This window comes from Streptomyces sp. 1114.5 (genome assembly GCF_003635085.1).
GTDB lineage: Bacteria > Actinomycetota > Actinomycetes > Streptomycetales > Streptomycetaceae > Kitasatospora.
Genome location: NZ_RBXE01000003.1, coordinates 43563 through 63654 on the forward strand (window position 1 = coordinate 43563; position 20092 = coordinate 63654).

Here is a 20092-nt window from a genome sequence, read left to right on the forward strand (position 1 = left end):
CGAGAGGAACCCCGCCATGACCACCATCGACGAGACCGCACCCGTCATCGTCCGCCTGTCCACCGTGATCGACGCCCCGCTGGAGCGGGTGTGGGCCCTGCACACCGGCATCGGCGACTGGCCGGTGTGGAACACCGACATCGACCAGGCCCGCCTGGACGGCCCGCTCGCCGAGGGCAGCTCGTTCACCTGGCGCACCCACGGGCTGGACATCACCTCCACCGTCCACGAGCTGGTGCCCGGCGCCCGGATCGTGTGGGGCGGGCCCGCGCACGGCATCGACGGCGTCCACGTGTGGACCTTCGAGCGCGCCGGCGACCGGGTGCTCGTCCGCACCGAGGAGTCCTGGAGCGGCGCCCCCGTGGAGGCCGCCGCCGACCAGCTAGGCGCCGCCCTGCGCACGTCCCTGGAGGACTGGCTCACCTGCCTGAAGAACCGCTCCGAGCGCCGCTCCTGACGATCCGCCACCGCCACGCTCCGTGACGCCGGTACCACCGCGCCGACCCCCTGAGGAACCGACCATGACCGACAAGCCCTTCCTGACCGGCCACTACACCCCCGCCGCCGACGAACTGACCGCCACCGAACTGACCGTCGAGGGCTCCCTGCCGCCCGAGCTGACCGGCCGCCTGGTCCGCAACAGCCACAACCCGAAGCCCGGTGTCACCCCCACCCACTGGTTCAAGGGCAGCGGCATGGTGCACGGCATCCGGCTGCGCGAGGGCCGCGCCGAGTGGTACCGCAACCGCTGGGTGCGCACACCCGCGCTGGACGGCGCCCCGTACATCACGGAGAACGGCCCGGACCTGACCGCCTCCACCGCCGGCACCCACGTGATCGAGCACGGCGGCCGGCTGCTCGCCCTGTGCGAGGCCAACTTCCCGTTCGAGCTCACCACGGACCTGGAGACGGTCGGCCCGTTCGACTTCGCCGGCAAGCTGCGCAGCGCGATGACCGCCCACCCCAAGAGCGACCCGGTCACCGGCGAACTGCACTTCTTCGGCTCCTCGCCCTTCCCGCCGTTCCTCCTCTACTACGTCGCCGACTCCGACGGGCACATCACCCACAGCGCCGAGATCCCCGGCGCCACCGCCTCGCTGAAGCACGACTTCGCCGTCACCCGCAACCACGTGGTCTTCGTCGAGGGCACCGTCACCTTCGACCCCGCCGAGCACTCGGGCATCCCGTACTCCTGGCAGGACACGCAGCCCGCCCGGATCGGTGTCATGCCGCGCGGGCCGCAGGGCGCCGCCGCGGTCCGCTGGTTCCCGATCGAGCCGGGGAACATGCTGCACGTCGCCAACGCCTACGAGGACGCCGACGGGCGCATCGTGCTGGAGGGCCCGACCGTCGACCGCGAGGGCTTCCGGCTGTCCTGGAACTGGTGGGTCGGCGCCCCCGGCCGCGGCAGCGAGCCCAACGCCCGCTCCTACAACCGGCGCTGGGTCGTCGACCTGGCTGCGGGCCGGGTGGACGAGCGCGTGATCGACGACCTCGCCATCGAGTTCCCCACCCTCAACGAGGACTACCTCGGCCTGGAGAACCGCTACCAGTACGCGGTCTCCTTCCCCGACCAGGACGGCTTCGGCGGGTACGGCGTCGTCAAGTACGACCGTGCCACCGGCGAGCGGCGCATCCACCAGGCCGGCGATGCCCGGCTGCCCAGCGAGGCGGTGTTCGTCCCCGCGGCCGGCGGCACCCGGGAGGACGACGGCTACCTGCTGACCGTGGTCTCCGACCTCAAGCAGGACGCCTCCCGGCTGCTCGTCCTGGACGCCGCCGGCCTCGACCGGATCGCCACCGTCCACCTCCCGCGCCGGGTGACCGCCGGCATCCACGGCTCCTGGATCCCCGACAGCACCCGGTGACGAACGCCCGGGGACGAGCACCGCCCCGGGACGCCCGGTACCCCCCTCTCTCCACGAAAGAGCACAGCCTTGCGCACACTCACCGCAGCCACGACCGCGGCCGTCACGGTGGCACTCCTGCTCACCACCTCCACCGCCGCCTCCGCCCTCACCACCGACCGCCCCACCGCAGCGGCCGAGGCGAACGTGCAGATCGACCAGCAGGCCCCGGTCATCACCCGCACCGACATCCTCATCCACGCCCCGCTGCACACCGTCTGGAAGATCCAGACCGATGTTGAGAACTGGCCCACCTGGCAGCCGAACGTCGAGAGGATGACCAAGGACACGCCCGGACGCCTGCGCCCCGGCTCGGTGTTCCGTTGGAGCACCGAGGGCCTCGACATCACCTCCACCGTCAAGCAGGTCATCCCCTGCAAGCGCCTCGTCTGGGGCGGCCCCGCCCAGGGCATCACCGCCGTCCACGTCTGGACCTTCACCCCCACCCGCGACGGCGTCCTCGTCCACACCGAGGAGTCCTGGACAGGCGAGCCGGTCACCGCCAACCAAGCCGTGCTCCAGGCCGCCCTCGACACCTCCCTCCACCACTGGGTCACCAACCTCAAGCACGAGGCCGAGGCACAGGCCACCCGGTAACCCGGCCCACCTTCCTCGGCCCGGAACCGGCAGCCGCCCGGTCCGGGCCGAGGCGGTGCGGGCGACTCCCGCACTCCGTTGATCCTCGCCGCGAACGGCGTCCGGGCCGATGACCAGCACCACCCGGCAACCCACGACGGCAGCCGGCACAGGGCCCCTGCCCGGCAAGCCGGCACGCTGCAGCCGGCGCTTCTACGGCCTCTCAGCGCCCCTGCAGCACGGGGGGCAGGCCGCCGGAGCCGAGCAGCGATGCGGACACCCAGAGGAACACGCCGCCCACCGCCGTGGCCATGATCGGCAATCCCCAGGGGGCGAGGCCGCCGACCCTGCGGGCGCGCTGCGGCTTCCCGGCCGGATACCCGACCCGGACCGTCTCTCCGACCTGGCCGCGGACGTTCGTCTCGAAGCGTCGGGGAGTACCGGACTCGTCCATGAACTGAACCGTGCAGGAGCTGCCGCCGCGCCCAGCGGCGCTGATGCGCGTGATCATGCCGCTGGTACGGCGCCCCGCGCCGGCCTGCCACTGACGCGCCGCCTGATAGGCGGCGGCCCCCCAGGCAGCGGTCCCGACTGCGCCGGTGAAGAGGGCTCCGGTGTCGACCATGGTTCCGCCTGCTCGGTGCTCGGTGGCCGCAGGCAGGGGTCGCCAACGGCTGGGCGTGCAGCATACGCGGCGCGCTCGGCTTCCTCGGGCCGCGGGTGTGCCACCGGCGCAGGCCCAACGACATCGTGGCCGTGGCTCAGTGCTGCTGGAAGCGGATCAGCGACGGGTGCTCCACGGTCTCGGGGTCCGTCCGCGGGTCGTACCGGTCCGGGCCACCGAGCACCGACCCCTTGACCAAGGCGATGCAGTGGGCCTGCTTGCCGTCGACGGGGAAGCGGGCGGGCGCGCTCTTCCGTTGCCGTGGCCAGGGCTTCGACACCTCATGAGCACCCGGAGGCCCTGTTTGCCTCCGTTCAGCCTTCTGCCGCGAACGGTGAAGCGGCGTTCGTCCGCCTCGGCAGCGCATGCCCGACTCCGACCGGAAACCCGGCGGGGCTCGATGACACCGTTTGACGCTGCCTCGGCCGTCAGCGGGCGTGGGCTCCTCATCAGGGGCGGGGCGGTCGGCGGATGATCCGCAGGCGCGGTGCGGGCAGCAGGAAGGCGGCGCAGCCGATCTGGAACAGCATGCCGATCAGCGCCCACCCGCTGACGAACAGCACGAACATCGGCGGCCCGCACCACAGGACGGTGACGACGGGCCGATGGAGTTCGCTCTCCCGCTTCGACGCGAAGAGGAGGAGCAGCAGCAGCGACGGCACGCCGAACCACCCGAACAGGACCAGCCCCAGCTCGATGAAGCCGGTCAGGAACTCCGGTCCGGAGAACTCACCGGTATGTGCCAGCCAGAGCGCGAAACCACCGGCCGCGGCACTCCATCCACAGCCGAGGGCGAACAGATAGCGGACGGTGGCCCGAACGAACCACGCCAGGGCGCTCTCGGTTCTCAGCACGGCATCCATGGCCACTCGACCTCTTCGGCAGCTCCAGCAGGAGCATCATCCTCGCAGCATATTTGAACGCGTTCAATAGCTTCCCTGGGTCGGCCTCTGTCCGAGTGACGGGGTTGACACATGAGCCACCCCGGCCTTCTGAACCGGCATCAACCCGGACAGGTCCTCCGAACGACGCCGCCCTGGCTTCAGCCCGGGGTCCGGTACCGGCGGCACCGCGGCGACCGGGCGGCGTGATCAGCGGTCGTGGAGGAGGACGACCGCTTCGGCGAAGTCGGCACGCGCGGGTTCGAAGGATCGTGCCGCGACGAAGAACATCGACCGGTCGGTGAGGGCGCGGGCGAGGCGTGCGGGATCGTCGGGAAGGCGGCGGGCGAGCGTCACCCCCTCGTCGAAGTACGGTGTGAACCGCTCCTGGAACAGGTAGGGACGGTCGCCTTCGCGGACGGCCGCGCGGATGCTGATCCTGCGTTGGACGTCGACCAGCTCGGGCAGCCGGTCGGTCTCGCGCAGCCTCGCCGCCTCTGCTTCGAGGCCCGGCAGCATACCGAGGAAACCGTCCCGCACGTCGCGCGACCATCCGAGCCCCGTGCCGAACGGCGGCATCGGGGACTCGGGGCTCGCGGCGGGTTCGGCTGCCCGCCCCGACAGGACGAAGAGCGTCCTCCACCACCCCAGGATGCAACTCCAGTTCTTCGGCTCGCCTGTGGTCGCAAGCTCCTCCAGGACACTCAGGGCCTCTCGCCGAGCGACCGCAGCACCCGCCCCATCCCCGACGGTCTCCCGCATCCGGGAGAAGTGAACCGACTCCCAGGTGAGTATCGCCAGAGCGGTGCGCTGTTCAGTCGCCTCGCGCCGGGTCTCCTCAAGGAGCCTGCGGAAGACGGTCGATGCGGCGTCGTGCAGGCCGGCGCCCTCCAGGTTCGCCGCCCACCGCACCATGTTCCAGAAGGAGTGCTCCGGGATTCCGTTCCGGGCGGCCTCTTCGTCGAGCTCCGCAGCCTCCCTGAAGCACCCCTCCTCGGCCAGAACACTCGCCAGAGGCTTGCTTCGTCCGGCCCTGGCCAGCTCCGCACAGATCGCGCGTCCTTCCACCCTGCGCCCGAGGGCGAACAAGGAAGCCTGGTAGGCGTCCAAGGCCCGGCACAACAGCTCCGCCCGGTCCGGCGCCCCGGCCTCCATCCTGCGAGCGGCCTGGGAAGCCTCGGCGGCCAGCGCGACGTCCACCGTCGGATCCCGGCTCTCGTACCACAACGCGAGCAGGGCATCGACCAACTTCGGCACGTACGCCTTCGGACTCACCTCGGCCAGAACCCGGTACGCGCCGACCAGTTCGGCCCGACTCCGCCGGCCGGAGCCAAGCAGCAGCACGCGGGCCCGAAGCACCGCGTCGTGATCGATCGTCACCATTCCCCCTGTCTCCGGATGACGCACGAAGGAGATTCTGAGAGGCGGGGGACGGACCGGACAAGCCTCGCGAACTGTGGGTTCCGTCCTACGAAAAACGGCGCTGACCTGCCATGATGGACATGCTTTCGTCCTGAATCCACGAGCGGGGAGCCGCACCGAACGCCTCCCGCCCCGCGCACGGCACCCCGGAGGGATCGGGGTTCCTGGTCCTCGTCGGATGCTGTAGCCGACCTTCCGGTCGACGTATGGACGTCAGCGCGCCGGACAGCATCGGCTCGGACGCCGCCTTCACCCCCGGGGTGAATCGCGGCGCCGCGGGCGGGTGCGGCAGGTCGTCACGTCACAGCGTCACAGCGCCGGTTGCGCGGCTTGCGCAAGGATGGTCATCCCGCGCTGCCGGCCGGTCCGTTCCGCGATCACGGGCGCGGGCAACGTCGGCGTCTCCCGAGGAAGCTCGCGGATCCACGGAGACGGGCCCGACGTGTCGGCCTGCCGGGTGCCGTGCCGGCGCCTACTTGATGTGACGCAGCAGGGCGGTGACGGCTGGATGCACCTGCCCTCGGGGGTGTACCACCATCACCTTCCAGGTGGGTGCGTGTGGGGTGAAGTGGTGGGGCGTGAGGTCGGGGAAGCGGGCGGCCAGGGATGCGGGCATGATGCACACGCCGAGGTCCTGGCGGACCAGGTCGGTGGCGGCCAGGATGTCGTTGACCTCGAAGGTGGCGGTGCGGTCGACGAGGGCCGCGCGGAAGGCCCGGTCGACCGAGTGCCGGATGGCCCAGCCGGCGGGGAACTCCACCAGTGGCAGGGCGGCGGCCTCGGCGAGGGTGACCGGTCGCTCGCCTTCCATGGCGCGGCCCGGTGCCGTGATCAGGACCATCTCCTCCTCCTTCAGCACGCGTGTGGCCAGTCCTCGTTGCTGGGGGCGGTCCAGTGCCGCGACGGCCACGTCCGTGGTGCCGTCGCGCAGTGCCTGCAGGATGTCGTCGGCCGGTGCCTGGCGAAGCCTGAGCGTGACCTGTGGGTGCTGGTGGCGGAAGGCGGCCAGCGCCTGGGCGAGGCCCGTGTGGAGGCCCTGCATGACGCCGATCGTGATCTCTCCCGTCAGCTCTCCTTTGACGAGGTCGACGGCGGCGCGGGCCTCCTCGGTTGCCCGCAGTGCGGCGCGGGCGGCCGGGAGGAACGCCTGGCCGGCCGGGGTGAGGGATACCCGGTGGGTGGTCCGGTGGAAGAGCGGTGCGCCCAGCTCGCGCTCAAGGGTGCGCACCGTGGTGGAGACCGCGGACTGCACCACGTGCAGGCGTCGTGCCGCCGCGCTGAAGCCGCCCTCCTCGGCGACCGCGACGACGACCTCCATCTGTCGAAGATCCATTTCGCCTCCGTACCCCCTCCGGGCCCGCTGACTACAGGTTATCTCCGACAGAGATTACCGTCATCTCAAGCCATCTCCTCGACATGGGAAGCGGTGGCGGTGGCACGAGGTTGAAGAGGTCGTCGGCAGCGAGGGAGCTGCCGGTGAACCAAGGCCTCCGGCCCGTTGCCGGATGCCCGCCCCAAGCAAGGAGACGTCATGTCGAACAACGGCCTCATCGACCCCGCCGACGCAGCGGTTCTGCTGGTGGACCACCAGAGCGGTCTGCTGCAGATCGTCAACCACACCAACATCCACGAGCTGCGCAACAACGTGGCTGTTCTGGCCAAGGCCGCCACCCTGGCCGGCGCCCCGGTGATCGCCACCGCGTCCGTCCCCGAGGGCCCGAACGGCCCGCTGATCCCCGAGGTCTTCGACAACGCCCCCCAGGCGACCTACGTCCAGCGTCACGGTGAGATCAACGCCTGGGACGTGGAGGGCTTCCGCAGCGCCGTCGCGCGGACCGGCCGCCGCACCCTCCTCATCGCCGGCATCATGACCAGCGTCTGCGTCGTCGAGCCCGCGCTGGCCGCCCTCGCCGAGGGGTACGACGTGTACGCCGTCATCGACGCCTCCGGCACCTACTCCGACGAGGCACAGCGGATCTCGATCGAGCGCCTGAGCCGTGCGGGCGTCAAGGTCATCGACGTCCTGGGTGTGGCGGCCGAGCTGCAGAAGACCTGGGCCCGCGAGGACTGGGCCGCCTGGGGCGGCATCTACGCGAGCGTCAGCCCCGGCTACGCCGCCGTCATGGAGTCCGTGGCCCGCGCCCAGGCGGAGGCCACCGGGTCCGAGGGCGCCGGCGCCGAGGTCAAGTGGGCCGAGGCCCGCGGCCGGCTGGCCTGAACCCCTTCGCCCGCCCCGGGCCGTCCGGCCCGGGCTGGGCGAACCCGTCCTTCAGCGACTTGAGTTTCACGGCCGGCGTCGGTCCCAGGCGGCGCCGGCCGGCCACCGTCACCACTCGGAGCACTCACGAAAACGGAGCACCCCCATGTCGTCGTCCGCCCCCCGGCTCGTTCGCCGGACACCCGGCCGGCAGATCGCCGCCCGGCACTCGGCCCGCAGACACGGGGCCGGGTTCTGGCTGATCGCCTCGGCGTTCGTCACGGCCATGGCGTTCTCCACCGTCCCGACGCCGCTGTACCCCCTCTACCAGGCACGCGACGGCTTCTCCACCTTCACCGTCACCGTGGTGTTCGCCGTCTACGCCCTCGGCGTCCTGGCCAGCCTGCTGCTGGCCGGGCACATCTCGGACTGGCTCGGCCGACGCAAGGTCCTGATCACGGCACTGACCCTCGAACTGGCCGCCGCCGCACTGTTCCTCACCCAGCCAGCCCTGCCGCTCCTTCTCCTCGCACGGCTGGTCACCGGCCTCGGGGTCGGCATGCTCACCGCGACCGCCACCGCGCACCTGCACGAACTGCACACCGCCCACCGCCCCGACGCCTCGCCGCAGCGCTTCGAGATCGTCTCCACCGCGGCCAACATCGGCGGCCTCGGCTTCGGCCCGCTCATCGCCGGCCTTCTCGCCCAGTACCTCGGCGCCCCCCTGCGCCTGCCCTACCTCGTCTTCGGCGCCCTGCTGCTGATCAGCATCGCCGCGGTCGCGCTCACCCCCGAAACGGTCCAGGCGCAGTCCGTCAGGCCCGCCTACCGGCCGCAGCGCATCAGCACCGACCACGGTGACCCCGCCGGATACCTGGCCGCCGCGGCCGCGGGCTTCGCGTCCTTCGCGGTCTTCGGCCTGTTCACCTCGCTGGCTCCCGGATTCGTCGGCCACACCCTGCACCACCCCTCCCGCGCACTGGCCGGACTGACCGTGTTCGCCGTGTTCGGCGCCTCCGCCGCGGCCCAGACCCTCACCAGCCGCCTCGACGCCGCACTGCGCAGGAACCTCGGCCTGTACGCCCAGGCCGCCGGGACGACCGCGCTCGCCGTCGGCATGCACACCGCCAGCCTCACCCTGTTCCTGGTGGCCGGCATCACGGCCGGCATCGGCGCCGGGGTCCTGTTCAAATCCGCCGTCGGCACCGTCGTCGCCATGGCCACCCCGGCCAAACGCGGCGAAGCCCTCGCCGGCCTCTTCCTCATCTCCTACCTCGGCCTCGCCCTGCCCGCCATCGCCATCGGCATCGCCACCCGCTACACCACCATGACCACCGCGATGACCTGGTTCACCGCGGCCCTGCTCGCCCTGCTCACCACGGCCGGCCTCCTCGCCCGCCGCCCCCGCCACACCGACTGAGCGCATCCTGCGCCACCAGGCCCGAAGACCCATGCGGCGCCCCGTCCAGCCCCGTGCGGCCCGGCGCCCGGCGCCCGGCCCACTCGACCAGCCCTCCCCCGGTCCGGAAGGTGCACCATGACAACGACGCCAACGCCGACTCCAGCCTCCCCGCCGCATCCCCGGCCGAAGCTGGTGGCGACCGACCTCGACGGCACACTCCTGCACAGCGACGGCAGCCTGTCCCAGCGCACCCGGGCCGCCCTGACCGCGGCGAGCAAGGCCGGCATCCGCATCGTCCTCGTCACCGGCCGCCCACCACGGTGCGTTCCCGCCCTGCTGGAGACCATCGGACGGCACTACGTCATCGCCGCCAACGGCGCCGCACTGTACGCGCCGGACGCAACCCCGATCCGCATCTCCCCGATACGGTCCGACCCGGCGACCGAACTCGTGACGCGACTGCGCGCTGCCGTGCCCGGCGTCTCCTTCGCCGTGGAGTACGAGACGGCATACGGCCACGAACCCGACTACCCGCACTGGTCGTACGGCGAAGAGGCCGTCGAGCCGATCGCTCCCGCCGAGGACCTGCTCACGCCGGCGCCGGGCCGCCATGTACTCAAGCTCCTCGCCCACCACCCCACACTGCCCCTCGACGTCTTCCACGAGCAGGCGCGGCGCAGTGCCGGCGGCAGTGCCGAGACGACCCACTCCACGGGTTTGTCACTGGTGGAGTTCAGCGCGCCCGGCGTCACCAAGGCCGCCACGCTCCTCGCGTGGAGCAGCCGGCTCGGCATCACCGCCGACGAGATCGTCGCCTTCGGCGACATGCCCAACGACCTCCCCATGCTCAAGGCGGTCGGCGCGCCCTACGCCATGACCAACGCCCACCCGGAGGTCCTCCGGACCGCGCGCTGTCGTACCGCCTCCAACGACGAGGACGGCGTCGCCCAGGCCCTCGAACGGTTCGTCGCCGCGCCGGCGCACGCCCACCGAGCGCGCTGAACCGCCTCGTGCGGGCCACCGCCGCACTCGCGCGCTGCCCGGTCTGCACCGCGGTCGGCGTTCGGCGTGGGACAAGAACCGGTGCACTGACCGGTGCACTCTTCGTCAGCGCATGCGGAACGGATCGTTCTGGATTCTCCGGCGAGCCGGGAAGCAGGGAGGATTCCACGGGGCCCGGCCGGCGGGAGGCCGGCAGCGCCGAGCCGCGGCGCGGCCGCTCGGAACCGCCCCGACTCGGCTCGATCAGGGTGCGTGCACGACCCGGTTGAAGAGCCGGCCGGCGAGATCGACGCCTATGACCGCGCCGTTGTCGTCGCGGGAGAAGTAGCCGCGTTGCCCCTCGCGACCGCCTTCGGTGACGATGTACTCATCGCGGTCGCCGAGAAGGAAGCCGATGGCTGCGGCCGGGTAGCCGGGCGGCATCTCCTCGTCCGATGCCTCACGGATCTCCGGCTTGATATCGACGGCCAGGGTGAGACGGGTGCCGTCGGTGGCGATGTCGAGGCTCATGGCGTCGATCTCGTAGTGGCCGACGACCTGCCGGGCCCGCTCCTCGTCGTACGGGAGCGGCTCCGCTGCCTGCTCGACGACGCCTAGGTAGTGCTCCAGCGCCCACTTCACGACGGACTGGTTGAAGGGCCGTTCGGCCCGGCGTTGGCCAGGCAGACCACCGCGAAGTTGCGTTCCGGCACGATGAGCAGCTCGGCGAACTGGCCGTTACCCGAGCCGCCGTGCCCGATCCCGAGAATGCCGTCCAGGTCGTTCAGGAACCAGCAGATGCCCAAGCCGTCGCCGAGCGTGCTGGCGCGCAGCGTGACTGTCTGCTCCCGCATGCGATGCAACGCCGAGGCGGGCAACACGCCGTCACCATCGCCGAGTTGGAATCGCGCCCAGCGCAGCAGATCGCTCACCGAGGAGGCGAGGCCGCCACCGGGGTTGTCGGCGCGCGCGCCCTCCTTGAAGGCCCCCCACGGGCGGGCGGGGCGCAGTTCGCCGTCCTCGCCTCGGTTGTAGCCCACCGCGAACTTGCGGACCATCACCTCGGCCAGACCGTACACGGTGTCCGACAGGCCTACCGGCTCCAGGACGAGTGAGGCCATGGCCTGCTCGAAGGGCAGGCCTGTGACCTTCTCGATGACCCGTCCGGCCAGGTCGTATCCGGCCTGGCTGTACGACGCGCGGGCACCGGGCGGTGCGACCAGCGGCAGCTGGGGCAGCTTCGCCACGAGCCCGGCCAGGGAGCGGTCGCCCTTGCCGTCGTCGACCAGGTTCCAGTCCATGCCTGCGGTGTGGTTGAGCAGGTTCAGGACGGTGATCTGCGCTGCGGCCCGCTCATCGGCGAGCTTCAGCTCGGGGACGTAGCGCCGCACCGGGGCATCCAGGTCCACCCTTCCCTCCGCGACCAGGCGCATCAGCGCGGTAGTCGATCTCGCCGGCCTCGGCGCGGCGGATCTGGTCGGCGAGCTGACGCACGTGCAGGGCGTCGCCGGCCCACCCGCAGGACGGCAGGTCCGCGTGGGTCAGGTCGCGGACCGACGGCTGCAGCCTGATCTCGGTCATCGGCGCATCCCTTCGACTCCAACAGCGGCCGTCTCCCATTTCAGCAAGGCAGTCCCCGTGCCGTCCAAGGGGTTTCGGAGCGGCCCCGACGTCAGCTGGAAGGGCTTGCGCTCGCGCTTGGGGCTGGGCGCGGCGAGGTTCGGGGCGGCCGGGGAAGCACGGTGACGCCCGTGGGCGGGGCGCCAGCCCGATTCAACGGTCGGCCCTGGTCAGGTGGGCTGGTGGTGCGGAGTTGCTCGGGCAGTGCAGGGCGAACAAGCCGGCTTCGGGCTCGGCGAGGACGCCGAGGCTGACCAGGCGCTTGAGCTTGTGCCGGGTACTCTCGATGTTCTTCGGCATGATGGCGAGGTCGAGGCGCTCGCATAGGTCGCGGGCGCGCATCGGCCCGGCGGCGTCGGCGAAGACGGTGAGGATCTGCTGGTAGGCCGGGTGGTCCGGCAGGACGGGCGGCTCCTCGGCCGGCTCCGGAGCAATCGGCGGTAGGGCGAGAAGCGTCTTGCGGGTCACCGCCAGGTCTCCATCTCCTCGTCGAGTTCACGCAGGCGCGCGGTGAGCTCGTCGTCTGCGTGCGGAGCTGGTCCACAGTGGTAGCGAGCTCCCGCGCGCGTGCGTCGATCCGCTCGAGGAACGGTGTGATCTGAGCGTCCATGCGATCACCCGCGCCAGGTGGGCGTGGTCTGACTGGCTTCGTTCACTTCAACCGACAGCGTTTGTTCATGGGTTCCGGCAGCGTTCAGTGATCATCTGCACCCTGGATGTTCACGGGAAATGACGGCACCGTTGCCTCCGCGATGGTCTCCTGCTGGCCGGAGCGGAGCCGGCCGTGATCGTTCACTGAAAAAGGAGCCGTGCCGCGTGCGGCAGAGGTGACACCATGCGGTGTCATGGCAGATGACAGCACCAGCACGTTTAAGACGGGCCAAACGGGACTTATCGTTCGGATCCCGGAGGCAGAGCCGTTCGTCGGCGGGTGGCGTGAGCGGTTCGACCCCTCAGCCCAGGCCGGGGTTCCAGCACATGTCACCGTGCTCTTCCCGTTCCTTGACGAGAGTCGAATAGATGCGCTCGTCCATTCTGCGCTCGCAGACGTGCTGGGAAGCCACCCGGCCTTCGACCTGCGGTTCGAGAGATGTGGGCGGTTCCCGGAAGCGCTGTATCTCGTTCCGGACCCCGACACGCCGTTGCGGCAGCTCACGGAGGCGATCACTGATCGTTGGCCTGAGGCTCCGCCATACGAGGGTCGATTCACCGAGATCCTGCCGCACCTGACCATCGCTCAAGGTCAGGAGGAAGCCGTCATAGAGGAGATCGAGGCTGACCTCGCCGGCAAGCTCCAGTTCACTTCTCGCATCTCGTCGGTCGAGCTCATCGTGCACGACGGCACGAAGTGGCAGGAACGTGCGTCGTTCGCACTCGGAATCAACAGGTCATGAGGCTTGCTGGTCCACTGCCCTGTGGGCAGCGGACCAGCGCAGGGGCTCCGGTCAGCCTGTCTTGGCGGGTGCTTCGGCTCGGGCACGGGTGCTGGCGAGGCGGTAGGAGTCGGTGCCGGTCTCGATGATGATGCCGTTGAAGGTGAGGCGGTCGACGATGGCCGCGCAGAGGCGGGGGTCGGTGAAGGTCTTGGTCCAGCCGCCGAACGACTCGTTGGAGGCGATGGCGACGCTGTTCTTCTCCTCGCGTTCGGTGAGGACCTGGAAGAGCAGTTCGGCGCCGCGGCGGTCGAGTTCCATGTAGCCGAGTTCGTCGATGCAGAGCAGGTCGACGCGGCCGTAGCGGGCGATGGTCTTGTTCAGCTGCTTCTCGTCGGCGGCCTCCACCAGCTCGTTCACCAGCTTCGTGGCGAGCGTGTAGCGAACGCGGTAGCCCTGCATGGCGGCCTCGGTGCCCAGGGCGATGAGCATGTGGGACTTGCCGGTGCCGGAGTCGCCGATCAGGCAGAGCGGCTGGCTCTTCTTGATCCACTCGCAGCTGGCGAGGGTGTTGATCACGGCGGGGTCGATGTTGGGGTTGGCGTCGAAGTCGAAGGTCCGCAGCGACTTGTCGCGGGGGGAACCCGGCGGCCTTGATCCACCGCTCCGAACGGCGCCGGCCCCGGTCGTCGCACTCGGCCATCAGCAGCTCGGCGAGGAAGCCGCGGTAGGTCATCTGGTCCTTGACCGCCCGGTCGGCGATCTCGGCGAACTCGCCTCGGATCGATGGCAGCCGCAGCAGCCGGCAGGCCGTGTCGATGGCCGTGGTCGCGGCCTGTTCGGTCAGGTTCCGCTGGCGGGGCAGCATGGCGGTCATGGGGCTTCTCCCTCTCGCAGGTCACCGCCGCCGGCGCGGCGGTGTCGGAGCAACTGGTCGTAGTGGCTGACCGAGGGCAGCGGCCTGGTGTCCTGCGGAAGGTGGTTGAGCCTCCACTCGTGCAGGAACGTCACCGTCCCGGCCCCCGGCCCGGCAACCGGCCTCGGGGCCGGGACCTCGACGGCGGGCTCGTCCTCGACCTGGGCGGCCTTGCGGGCCTCCAGAGCGACCGCGTCCGCGGTCAGTGCCCCCGCCCGCAGTGCGGTGGCCAGGCCAGCAACGATGTGCTCGTGCGTGAGGTGGCGGCCCAGCAGCAGCACCTCGATCAGCGCCCGGGTGCCCTCGGCGTCGCCGTGGGCCCTGACCGCCGCGGCCCACCAGGCGTCGTGGACCGGGGTGAACTTCCCGGCGGAGCGGGCCTGGTCGAGGGCGGTCGCGCTCAGGCGACGAGCAGGCGAAGGCCGAGCTCGGCCGCGTCGAGGGCGACGAGGTCGCGGTTGCGCTCGGCCCACCGGCCCGAGGCGAGGTCGGCGCGGAGCATGTTCACCGCCCGCTGCTCGGCCTCCGGGCCGACTCGGGTCCACACCGACACCGCGCGGCGCACGTGTTCGTCCAGGTACGCCTCGGGCCGACGCCAGTGGGCCTCGAAGAAGCCGTCGGCGCAGTCCCATGGTACGAGCACCGGCTCCGCGCGGCCCCCGATCGCGCGGGTCATGTCGGCCAGTGAGGGCCAGTTGGCGAGAAGGTCAGCGAATTCGGGCAGGTAGTCGCGGGTGAGCCAGAACCGTTGAAGCCAGCCGGTCGTACTGGCGTCGTACGTGAACACCACCACGCGCCGGGCCACCCGCCGCATCTCGCGCAGCCCGGCGATCGGGTCCGGCCAGTGGTGAACGGTGCTGACCGCCATCGCGGCGTCGAAAGACTGGTCAGCGAACGGCAGGCGCTCCGCACTGGCGGCCACGCACGGCGCCGCGCCCGCGGGACGTTGCGCCCGCATCACCGCCGACGGTTCCACCGCCGTGACCTCACGGTCCGGGGGCTCGTAGGAGCCGGTGCCGGCCCCGATGTTCAGTACCGTCCGCGCGTCGCCGAGCGCCTCCCAGATCCTCGCGGCGATCCGCGGCTCGGTGCGCCGGGTCGCCGGGTAGGCGGTCCCGATTGCTTCGTACAACTGCGCGCCGAACACCTTCAGTTGGTCCTCCGGCGTCGCCCTGATCCCCATGGCCCGTTCCTCCAGTTCCTTGTCAATGGCCGCCACGATGACGGCAGTGCGGTCCTGCTGTTCCACCAGCAGGCCGCGCAGCCGGTGCAGGCGCGCAACCGCGTTGGTGGCCGGGTCGTCCACCAGATCCGCGATCTCGCGCAACCCGAAGCCGAGCCGCCGGAAAGCGAGCACCTCCCGCAGGCGCTCCACGTCGCCCGCCGAGTAGGCCCGGTACCCGGCGCTGGTCCGCGCGGACGGCTGGACGAGGCCGATCTCGTCATAGTGGTGCAGGGTGCGAACGCTCACGGCGGCCAACTCGGCCACACGTCCAACGGTCAGGTGCTCGTGCTCTTCCACGTCGGCGACTATGCGGCATCACGCCACGTGAGGGTCAAGCGCTTCGCTCCTGGTACCGCGCGTGGCCGGCCATGAGACCAGGCTCCGCATCCCCCACGCCGCACGCCCCGCGCTGAGGCCTTGAACCGGCCCATCCGGCGCCGACAACGCCAGGCCGTCGGCCGCCACTGCCGCTACCAACGCCGACTGCACACGATCGAGGGGCGACCCATGAAGACCGCCCCTGATGAAGCATCAGCCCACCACACTGCACCACGCAGCCTCTGACCAGGCAAAACGTCGAAGTCCTGCTGGAGTACTAGGACGTCGCCGGCCCCGAGTAGGGCCGGGGGCCGTGCTTCCGGAGCGCTGTGAGCCCGCTCCTGGTTATCTCGTCGAACGTGCCGACAGCCTCGACCGTGACGAGGAGATGCTGCCTGGCGTAGTGCTGGGTGATGGGTTCCAGCATCGCCTCGTGGGACCTGAACCGACCGCGGATGCTGTTTTCGTTGTCGTTCCCGCGTTGATAGAGCTCACCGCCGCAGACGTTGCAGACGTCCTCGACGAGGGGATGATCCAGCGATGGCTCGAAGACGTGGGTCTGGTCGTTGCGGCAGAGGCGGCGGCCCGCCAGGCGACGGACGTGGCGCTCCTTCTCCTCCCCGGGAAGATGCAGGTGCAGAACGTTGTCTAGGGGCTTGTCGAGCTCGCGGAGCAACTCATCCAGTGCGAGCGCCAAGGCGACGCTGTGCGGGTATCCAACGAGGAGGAAACCCGCATCGGTCACCCGGAGCAGGTGGTCCCGGATGATCGCGGTGATGATCTCGTCGGGAAACAGCCTGCCGGAGTTGATGATCTCGGCAGCTCGGATTCCCAGCTCGGTGCCCTGGGAGAGGTGAGCGCGCATGAGATCGCCGAAGTGGACCTGCGGCACTTCCAGGGCCTCAGCCAGCGAAGCGGCCGGAGTCTCCCGCCTGAACACTGGAGGCTGGAAGAGAACGACGCGCATCAGTCCATCACTCCTTGGCTTGGCTCTGATCGCAGATCCACTGGGAAGCCCGCAACTTGGACATGCAGACGCGGACGCCCCTCCCGACCAGGTCGCTAAATCACGTCAGGTTTCGCGAGTTGCGATCCTGCCATGCCGCAACCGCAGCCTGCCAACGTCTTTGACGGGCCGAACCTGAACTCCAACACCGAGGTTCGGCCCGGGCATGGGCGCACCGCCCCAGGCGCCGTCGGCGTCACCCGGGCCGACCTGTGCACCGTCGAACACGAGCGCCGGATCCACCGCCGGGCCCAGCCGTGCCGATGTGGCGCAGCGGCTCGGTATCACCGAGGAGACCTACCGGGTGGTGGAGACCACGGGGTGCCGCGGCACCCGCGTCCGCTACGACCAGGCACGCGACGAGTCGATCGCATGGGAGCGCGGCTTCCAGGTCCAGCCCAAGCGGTGGGCGGTGGAGCGCACTTCTCGTGGCTCACCGCCCTCCGCCGGCGGGTCCACCCTGTACGAGGCGATGACGGACGCCGGCACGTGGCGGGACCCCGTTCGCCGCGGAGGACCTGCCCACCTTCCACGCCGAGCTGCCGCCTGCCGGTGCAACGGCGTACCGGGTCGACTGTCTGCTCGTCCACGTGACCCAGATCGCTGGCCGGTCATCGGAACCGACCGCATCTTCACTGAGCCGGTTGCGATGCCGTCGGGCGGCACGACCTTCCTCTCGGACCACGTGGCGCAGGTGGCCGGGATCGGAATCCCCTGAGAGGGCGAGCGTGGCGGCGGCCTGCCGGGTCACCGTCAACCGAGCTTGGACACCTGGTAGTGGCTGATGTACCAGCGGTCGGCCGCCCGCTTGACCACCAGGCTCAGGTTCACCGTGAGCGTCGGCCGGTCGGTGAACGAGAAGTCGACACTCGTGTAGCCGAGCACCACGCCGTCGACCAGCTGCCTGGTTTCGAGGATCCGGTAGTCGGCGGTCATCCCGAGCGGCTGGGAGCCGTAGTAGTCGGCGATGCCGCGGCGACCGACGGTGTACGGATGGAGGCCCTGGAAGATCGCGTCCTCGGCGAAGCAGGAGGCGGCCCGCTCGGGCTGGTGCGCGTCGACGGCCGCCTTCCACTCGTCGAGGATGCCACGAAGGATCTTCTCGTTGTCCGCTGTGCTGCTCGTCGCAGTCGTGGCGCCGCCGACGTGGCCGGGGTCGCTCGGGTGGGGCGAGAGCGGCGTGACCTCGTCGGTGCGCCAGATGCGCAGCGGCATGGAGGCCAGGACCTCCTCCAGTCGGCCGCCGTCGGGGGCAGCGAAGAGCCCGAGGGTGCGCCACTCGCCCGGTCGAAGGGGAGGGCGCCACAGGCGGAGCAGGTGTCCCTGCGTCGCGAGCTCTCGCGCCCGTGCGGCCTCGCGGGCGCGGATGTCCTCGACAGCCTGCTCCGGGGTCCCGTCCGGGACGTGGGTGGTCATCGTGACGAGGAATTCCATGATCACCTCTTTCGGGTAGCCGGCCGTACGGGAACCCGCCCTGCGGTTGGCCGGCGCGCCTCTTCCCAGTCTGCATCAGCCAGATCGGGCGGTCCTGATGAGCAAGCCCCAGACGGCCTCGTCAGCTCGTCACCCTGCTTCGCGAGTTAATCCCCACCAAACTCAGACCAACACCAGCAACCAACGCGCCAAAACAGCCGAACGGAACACCCGGCAGAATTCACACCCGGAAACCGGCCCCCGAGGGGCCCACCACCCCACCACCACACACAGTCACCAAAAGCGCATTCGGCCTGAGCTGAGCCGATCACCGGAACCGCTCAACTGGCCTGTCCAGATGAGCGGTTCCGGATCGGTGTCGCCGGAGAGGTGGTCGTGTGGGTCAGGCGTGCGGCATGCGGCGGTTGGTCAGTGCCGCGCGCGGGTTGTCGACGAGGATGGTGTCGATCTCCGCGCTGCTGACGCCGGCCGCCATGAGCCGCGGCAGGAGGTCGAACTGGACCCAGCAGCCGCGGCGGGCCAGGGCGTCGTGGTACTCGGTGTCGGCGTAGTGCCCGCAGTGGCCGATGACGACGCGGCCGGGGTCCACGCCCTCCTCCTCCAGCAGGTCGAGCTGGGCGGTGCCGACCCTGCGCTGGGAGGCGTGAGTGGTGATGGTCAGGCCGGTGCGCAGGTGGGCTCGGGCGGCGGCCCGGAAGGACTTCTCCTCCACCGGTGAGACGTAGTGCCGGTCGGTGCCGATCTCCCCGATGATGCCGGACCGTACCCGGTGTTCGCCGACGCCCTCGCGGATCTCGCGCACGATGTCGTCGGCGAGTTCCCGGGCCGTGCGGGTCCACAACTCCTGGTCGTAGTAGGGCTCGCGATACCAGCCGCAGCCCATCACGATGTTGACCCCCTGCGCCGCGCCACCTCGACCAGGCCGTCGGGATCGCGCGCCAGGTTGTGGTTGGTCACCTCCACGACGGTCGCACCGCCGGCCTGCACGAAGGAGGAGAGTTCTCGGACGGCCAGCGGCATTTCGTGCAGGTGGTAGTCGTCGTCGCGCAGGATCCTGGCCCGGTCGATGAAGAGGTGCTCGTGCATGAGTGTCAGTCCAAGCTCGCGGGCATCCACCGGCCCCAGCACCGTCATCACGGCTCTCTCGACACCCTCGTCCACCATGCCTCGCCCTTGTCCCGGCGGCTTTGCGCGAAGGATGCCCAGCGAGGCCGGAAGAGGCCGGTCACGGTGCGACGGACTCGCCGTGTCCCGCGCGATGAGGTGGGTCGGGCAGGAGTGGCGGTACTCGTGCAGCTCCCAGCCGGTGCCCGGCCCGGCGCTGAGGGCCGACTGCCGCGGGCCGGCCGCCGGCATGGGGACGAACCCGGAGCGCCGGCGGCCGACATTGCGGGCGGTCAGTCGCCGGTCTTCAGATAGCCGACCTTGGTGCGACCGTTGAGGTCGGACCAGGCGTAGGCGTTCCGGATTCGGCCCAGCCGGATCTGGACGCTGACCTCGGCGCGGATCACGGTCGGGGCGGTGACCTCGATGACGGCGAGGGTGGTGCCGGTGGGGCCGATGGCGGGGTTTTGATGGTGTCGCGGCGGGGTTGATGGTGTCGCGGCGGTAGATCACCAGCACCTCGGTGTCGCTGACCGGGGCGCCGGCGGTGACGTTGAAGAGGCGTCCGACCATCCACGCGTCGGTCTCCACGCCGGGCGGGATGTCGAACTGTCCGCGGATCGCCCCCGAGCAGCAGGTAGCGGCCGGGGCCGGGCAGAGTGACTTCGGCTCCCTGTACCGACGTCCACCGGTCGGCGGGGACGCCGCTCACGTCGGTGCCCGGCCCCGGCGGGGTCGCCTCGCCGCAGGGGGCGGCCAGGCGGGCGCCGATGGTGACGGCGTTCGGGCAGCCGGGGGCCTCGGTGACGGTGATGTCGACGGCGCGGCCGGTGCCGATGGTGGGGCTGGGGGCGCGGCCGGTGTAGGTGGTGGCGGGGACGAGGAATCCCTGGGGGGTACGGGTCAGGGCGTTGCACGCGCTGGGGTCGATGGCGGGCAGGCAGGGCTCGCAGGGGCCGCAGCCGCCGGAGGTCGGCGGGCACGGCGGGCAGGTGGGAGCCGGCTCGACGCAGACGGTGACGGAGTCGGCGTTGTTGCCCGGGTGCAGGTCGGTCTCGTTGCTGTG

The 20092-nt window shown here is 70.7% G+C and carries 20 protein-coding genes and 3 pseudogenes; 7 read left to right on the forward strand and 16 right to left on the reverse strand.

What is annotated here, in order from left to right; all coding sequences use genetic code 11:
- Window positions 1-16: 16 nt before the first annotated feature.
- From BX285_RS31555 to BX285_RS31565, 3 genes are all read left to right on the forward strand, one after another.
- A complete protein-coding gene (locus tag BX285_RS31555) occupies window positions 17-457 on the forward strand; it encodes an SRPBCC family protein (protein ID WP_121179133.1) in 441 nt (146 codons plus the stop codon).
- Window positions 458-521: 64 nt separating this feature from the next.
- Complete coding sequence (locus tag BX285_RS31560) at window positions 522-1868, forward strand: carotenoid oxygenase family protein (RefSeq protein WP_121179134.1); 1347 nt, start codon at window positions 522-524, stop codon at window positions 1866-1868.
- Window positions 1869-1937: 69 nt separating this feature from the next.
- Window positions 1938-2504, forward strand: a complete 567-nt coding sequence (locus BX285_RS31565; RefSeq protein ID WP_257033204.1) for an SRPBCC family protein — start codon at window positions 1938-1940, stop codon at window positions 2502-2504.
- Between the two features lie 202 nt (window positions 2505-2706).
- On the opposite strand, the gene BX285_RS31570 is transcribed toward BX285_RS31565, so the two are convergent.
- The 5 genes from BX285_RS31570 to BX285_RS31590 all read right to left on the reverse strand — a co-directional run bounded on the left by BX285_RS31570 (window position 2707) and on the right by BX285_RS31590 (window position 6783).
- Window positions 2707-3108 carry a DUF3592 domain-containing protein gene (locus BX285_RS31570; RefSeq protein ID WP_121179135.1) on the reverse strand — a complete coding sequence of 134 codons (402 nt, stop codon included), beginning with the start codon at window positions 3106-3108 and terminating at the stop codon, window positions 2707-2709.
- Between the two features lie 136 nt (window positions 3109-3244).
- Window positions 3245-3427 carry a hypothetical protein gene (locus tag BX285_RS31575; RefSeq protein ID WP_121179136.1) on the reverse strand — a complete coding sequence of 61 codons (183 nt, stop codon included), beginning with the start codon at window positions 3425-3427 and terminating at the stop codon, window positions 3245-3247.
- Between the two features lie 169 nt (window positions 3428-3596).
- Window positions 3597-4010 carry a hypothetical protein gene (locus BX285_RS31580; RefSeq protein ID WP_143685911.1) on the reverse strand — a complete coding sequence of 138 codons (414 nt, stop codon included), beginning with the start codon at window positions 4008-4010 and terminating at the stop codon, window positions 3597-3599.
- A gap of 228 nt (window positions 4011-4238) precedes the next feature.
- Complete coding sequence (locus BX285_RS31585) at window positions 4239-5411, reverse strand: hypothetical protein (RefSeq protein WP_121179137.1); 1173 nt, start codon at window positions 5409-5411, stop codon at window positions 4239-4241.
- Window positions 5412-5922: 511 nt separating this feature from the next.
- Window positions 5923-6783 carry a LysR family transcriptional regulator gene (locus BX285_RS31590; RefSeq protein WP_121179138.1) on the reverse strand — a complete coding sequence of 287 codons (861 nt, stop codon included), beginning with the start codon at window positions 6781-6783 and terminating at the stop codon, window positions 5923-5925.
- 198 nt (window positions 6784-6981) lie between these two features.
- On the opposite strand from BX285_RS31590, the gene BX285_RS31595 reads away from it, so the two are divergent.
- From BX285_RS31595 to BX285_RS31605, 3 genes are all read left to right on the forward strand, one after another.
- On the forward strand, window positions 6982-7668 hold the full coding sequence (locus BX285_RS31595) for an isochorismatase family protein (protein WP_097240845.1): 687 nt from the start codon (window positions 6982-6984) through the stop codon (window positions 7666-7668).
- Window positions 7669-7813: 145 nt separating this feature from the next.
- Entirely contained in the window at window positions 7814-9067 is a 1254-nt protein-coding gene (locus BX285_RS31600) for an MFS transporter (RefSeq protein WP_097240844.1), read from the forward strand.
- A 117-nt stretch (window positions 9068-9184) separates the two neighbouring features.
- A complete protein-coding gene (locus tag BX285_RS31605) occupies window positions 9185-10051 on the forward strand; it encodes a Cof-type HAD-IIB family hydrolase (protein ID WP_121179139.1) in 867 nt (288 codons plus the stop codon).
- A gap of 243 nt (window positions 10052-10294) precedes the next feature.
- On the opposite strand, the gene BX285_RS37990 is transcribed toward BX285_RS31605, so the two are convergent.
- From BX285_RS37990 to BX285_RS31620, 3 genes are all read right to left on the reverse strand, one after another.
- Window positions 10295-10672: a hypothetical protein gene (locus BX285_RS37990; RefSeq protein ID WP_218893213.1), complete on the reverse strand. Its 378-nt coding sequence runs from the start codon at window positions 10670-10672 to the stop codon at window positions 10295-10297.
- On the reverse strand, window positions 10669-11439 hold the full coding sequence (locus BX285_RS37995) for a serine hydrolase (RefSeq protein ID WP_220784004.1): 771 nt from the start codon (window positions 11437-11439) through the stop codon (window positions 10669-10671). The genes BX285_RS37990 and BX285_RS37995 overlap by 4 nt, the downstream gene beginning before the upstream one ends.
- A gap of 364 nt (window positions 11440-11803) precedes the next feature.
- Window positions 11804-12118, reverse strand: coding sequence for a hypothetical protein (locus BX285_RS31620; RefSeq protein ID WP_257033203.1), 315 nt, complete (start codon window positions 12116-12118; stop codon window positions 11804-11806).
- Window positions 12119-12495: 377 nt separating this feature from the next.
- On the opposite strand from BX285_RS31620, the gene BX285_RS31625 reads away from it, so the two are divergent.
- Complete coding sequence (locus BX285_RS31625; protein WP_121179140.1) at window positions 12496-13044, forward strand: 2'-5' RNA ligase family protein; 549 nt, start codon at window positions 12496-12498, stop codon at window positions 13042-13044.
- A 51-nt stretch (window positions 13045-13095) separates the two neighbouring features.
- Here BX285_RS31625 and BX285_RS39600 read toward each other — a convergent pair whose 3' ends face one another.
- The 8 genes and pseudogenes from BX285_RS39600 to BX285_RS39610 all read right to left on the reverse strand — a co-directional run bounded on the left by BX285_RS39600 (window position 13096) and on the right by BX285_RS39610 (window position 19278).
- Window positions 13096-13602 carry an ATP-binding protein gene (locus BX285_RS39600; protein WP_398901609.1) on the reverse strand — a complete coding sequence of 169 codons (507 nt, stop codon included), beginning with the start codon at window positions 13600-13602 and terminating at the stop codon, window positions 13096-13098.
- A 58-nt stretch (window positions 13603-13660) separates the two neighbouring features.
- Window positions 13661-13900 (reverse strand): annotated as a pseudogene (locus BX285_RS39605) (ATP-binding protein); the annotation flags it as partial.
- Entirely contained in the window at window positions 13897-14412 is a 516-nt protein-coding gene (locus BX285_RS31635; RefSeq protein ID WP_259470911.1) for a hypothetical protein, read from the reverse strand. The pseudogene BX285_RS39605 and the gene BX285_RS31635, both read right to left, overlap by 4 nt.
- Window positions 14340-15428, reverse strand: coding sequence for a MerR family transcriptional regulator (locus BX285_RS31640; protein ID WP_218893218.1), 1089 nt, complete (start codon window positions 15426-15428; stop codon window positions 14340-14342). Before BX285_RS31640 ends, BX285_RS31635 begins: the two co-directional genes overlap by 73 nt.
- 331 nt (window positions 15429-15759) lie before the next feature.
- Window positions 15760-16449 (reverse strand): nucleoside monophosphate kinase, encoded by a 690-nt coding sequence (locus BX285_RS31645; RefSeq protein WP_097240840.1) that lies wholly within the window; start codon window positions 16447-16449, stop codon window positions 15760-15762.
- Window positions 16450-17241: 792 nt separating this feature from the next.
- The gene (locus tag BX285_RS31655) at window positions 17242-17586 is read right to left on the reverse strand and encodes a nuclear transport factor 2 family protein (RefSeq protein ID WP_121179539.1); all 345 of its coding nucleotides are present in this window, start codon (window positions 17584-17586) and stop codon (window positions 17242-17244) included.
- Window positions 17587-17655: 69 nt separating this feature from the next.
- Window positions 17656-17922: pseudogene (locus BX285_RS31660) on the reverse strand (muconolactone Delta-isomerase family protein); the annotation flags it as partial.
- 382 nt (window positions 17923-18304) lie between these two features.
- Window positions 18305-19278, reverse strand: a pseudogene (locus tag BX285_RS39610) (phosphotriesterase).
- Window positions 19279-20092: the final 814 nt, after the last annotated feature.

Coding starts and splice junctions, on each gene's coding strand:
- BX285_RS31555 (WP_121179133.1), top strand. CDS start 17: ATGACCACCATCGACGAGACCGCACCCGTCATCGTCCGCCTGTCCACC.
- BX285_RS31560 (WP_121179134.1), top strand. CDS start 522: ATGACCGACAAGCCCTTCCTGACCGGCCACTACACCCCCGCCGCCGAC.
- BX285_RS31570 (WP_121179135.1), bottom strand. CDS start 3,108: ATGGTCGACACCGGAGCCCTCTTCACCGGCGCAGTCGGGACCGCTGCC.
- BX285_RS31580 (WP_143685911.1), bottom strand. CDS start 4,010: ATGGATGCCGTGCTGAGAACCGAGAGCGCCCTGGCGTGGTTCGTTCGG.
- BX285_RS31585 (WP_121179137.1), bottom strand. CDS start 5,411: ATGGTGACGATCGATCACGACGCGGTGCTTCGGGCCCGCGTGCTGCTG.
- BX285_RS31590 (WP_121179138.1), bottom strand. CDS start 6,783: ATGGATCTTCGACAGATGGAGGTCGTCGTCGCGGTCGCCGAGGAGGGC.
- BX285_RS31595 (WP_097240845.1), top strand. CDS start 6,982: ATGTCGAACAACGGCCTCATCGACCCCGCCGACGCAGCGGTTCTGCTG.
- BX285_RS31600 (WP_097240844.1), top strand. CDS start 7,814: ATGTCGTCGTCCGCCCCCCGGCTCGTTCGCCGGACACCCGGCCGGCAG.
- BX285_RS31605 (WP_121179139.1), top strand. CDS start 9,185: ATGACAACGACGCCAACGCCGACTCCAGCCTCCCCGCCGCATCCCCGG.
- BX285_RS31625 (WP_121179140.1), top strand. CDS start 12,496: ATGGCAGATGACAGCACCAGCACGTTTAAGACGGGCCAAACGGGACTT.
- BX285_RS31645 (WP_097240840.1), bottom strand. CDS start 16,449: ATGCGCGTCGTTCTCTTCCAGCCTCCAGTGTTCAGGCGGGAGACTCCG.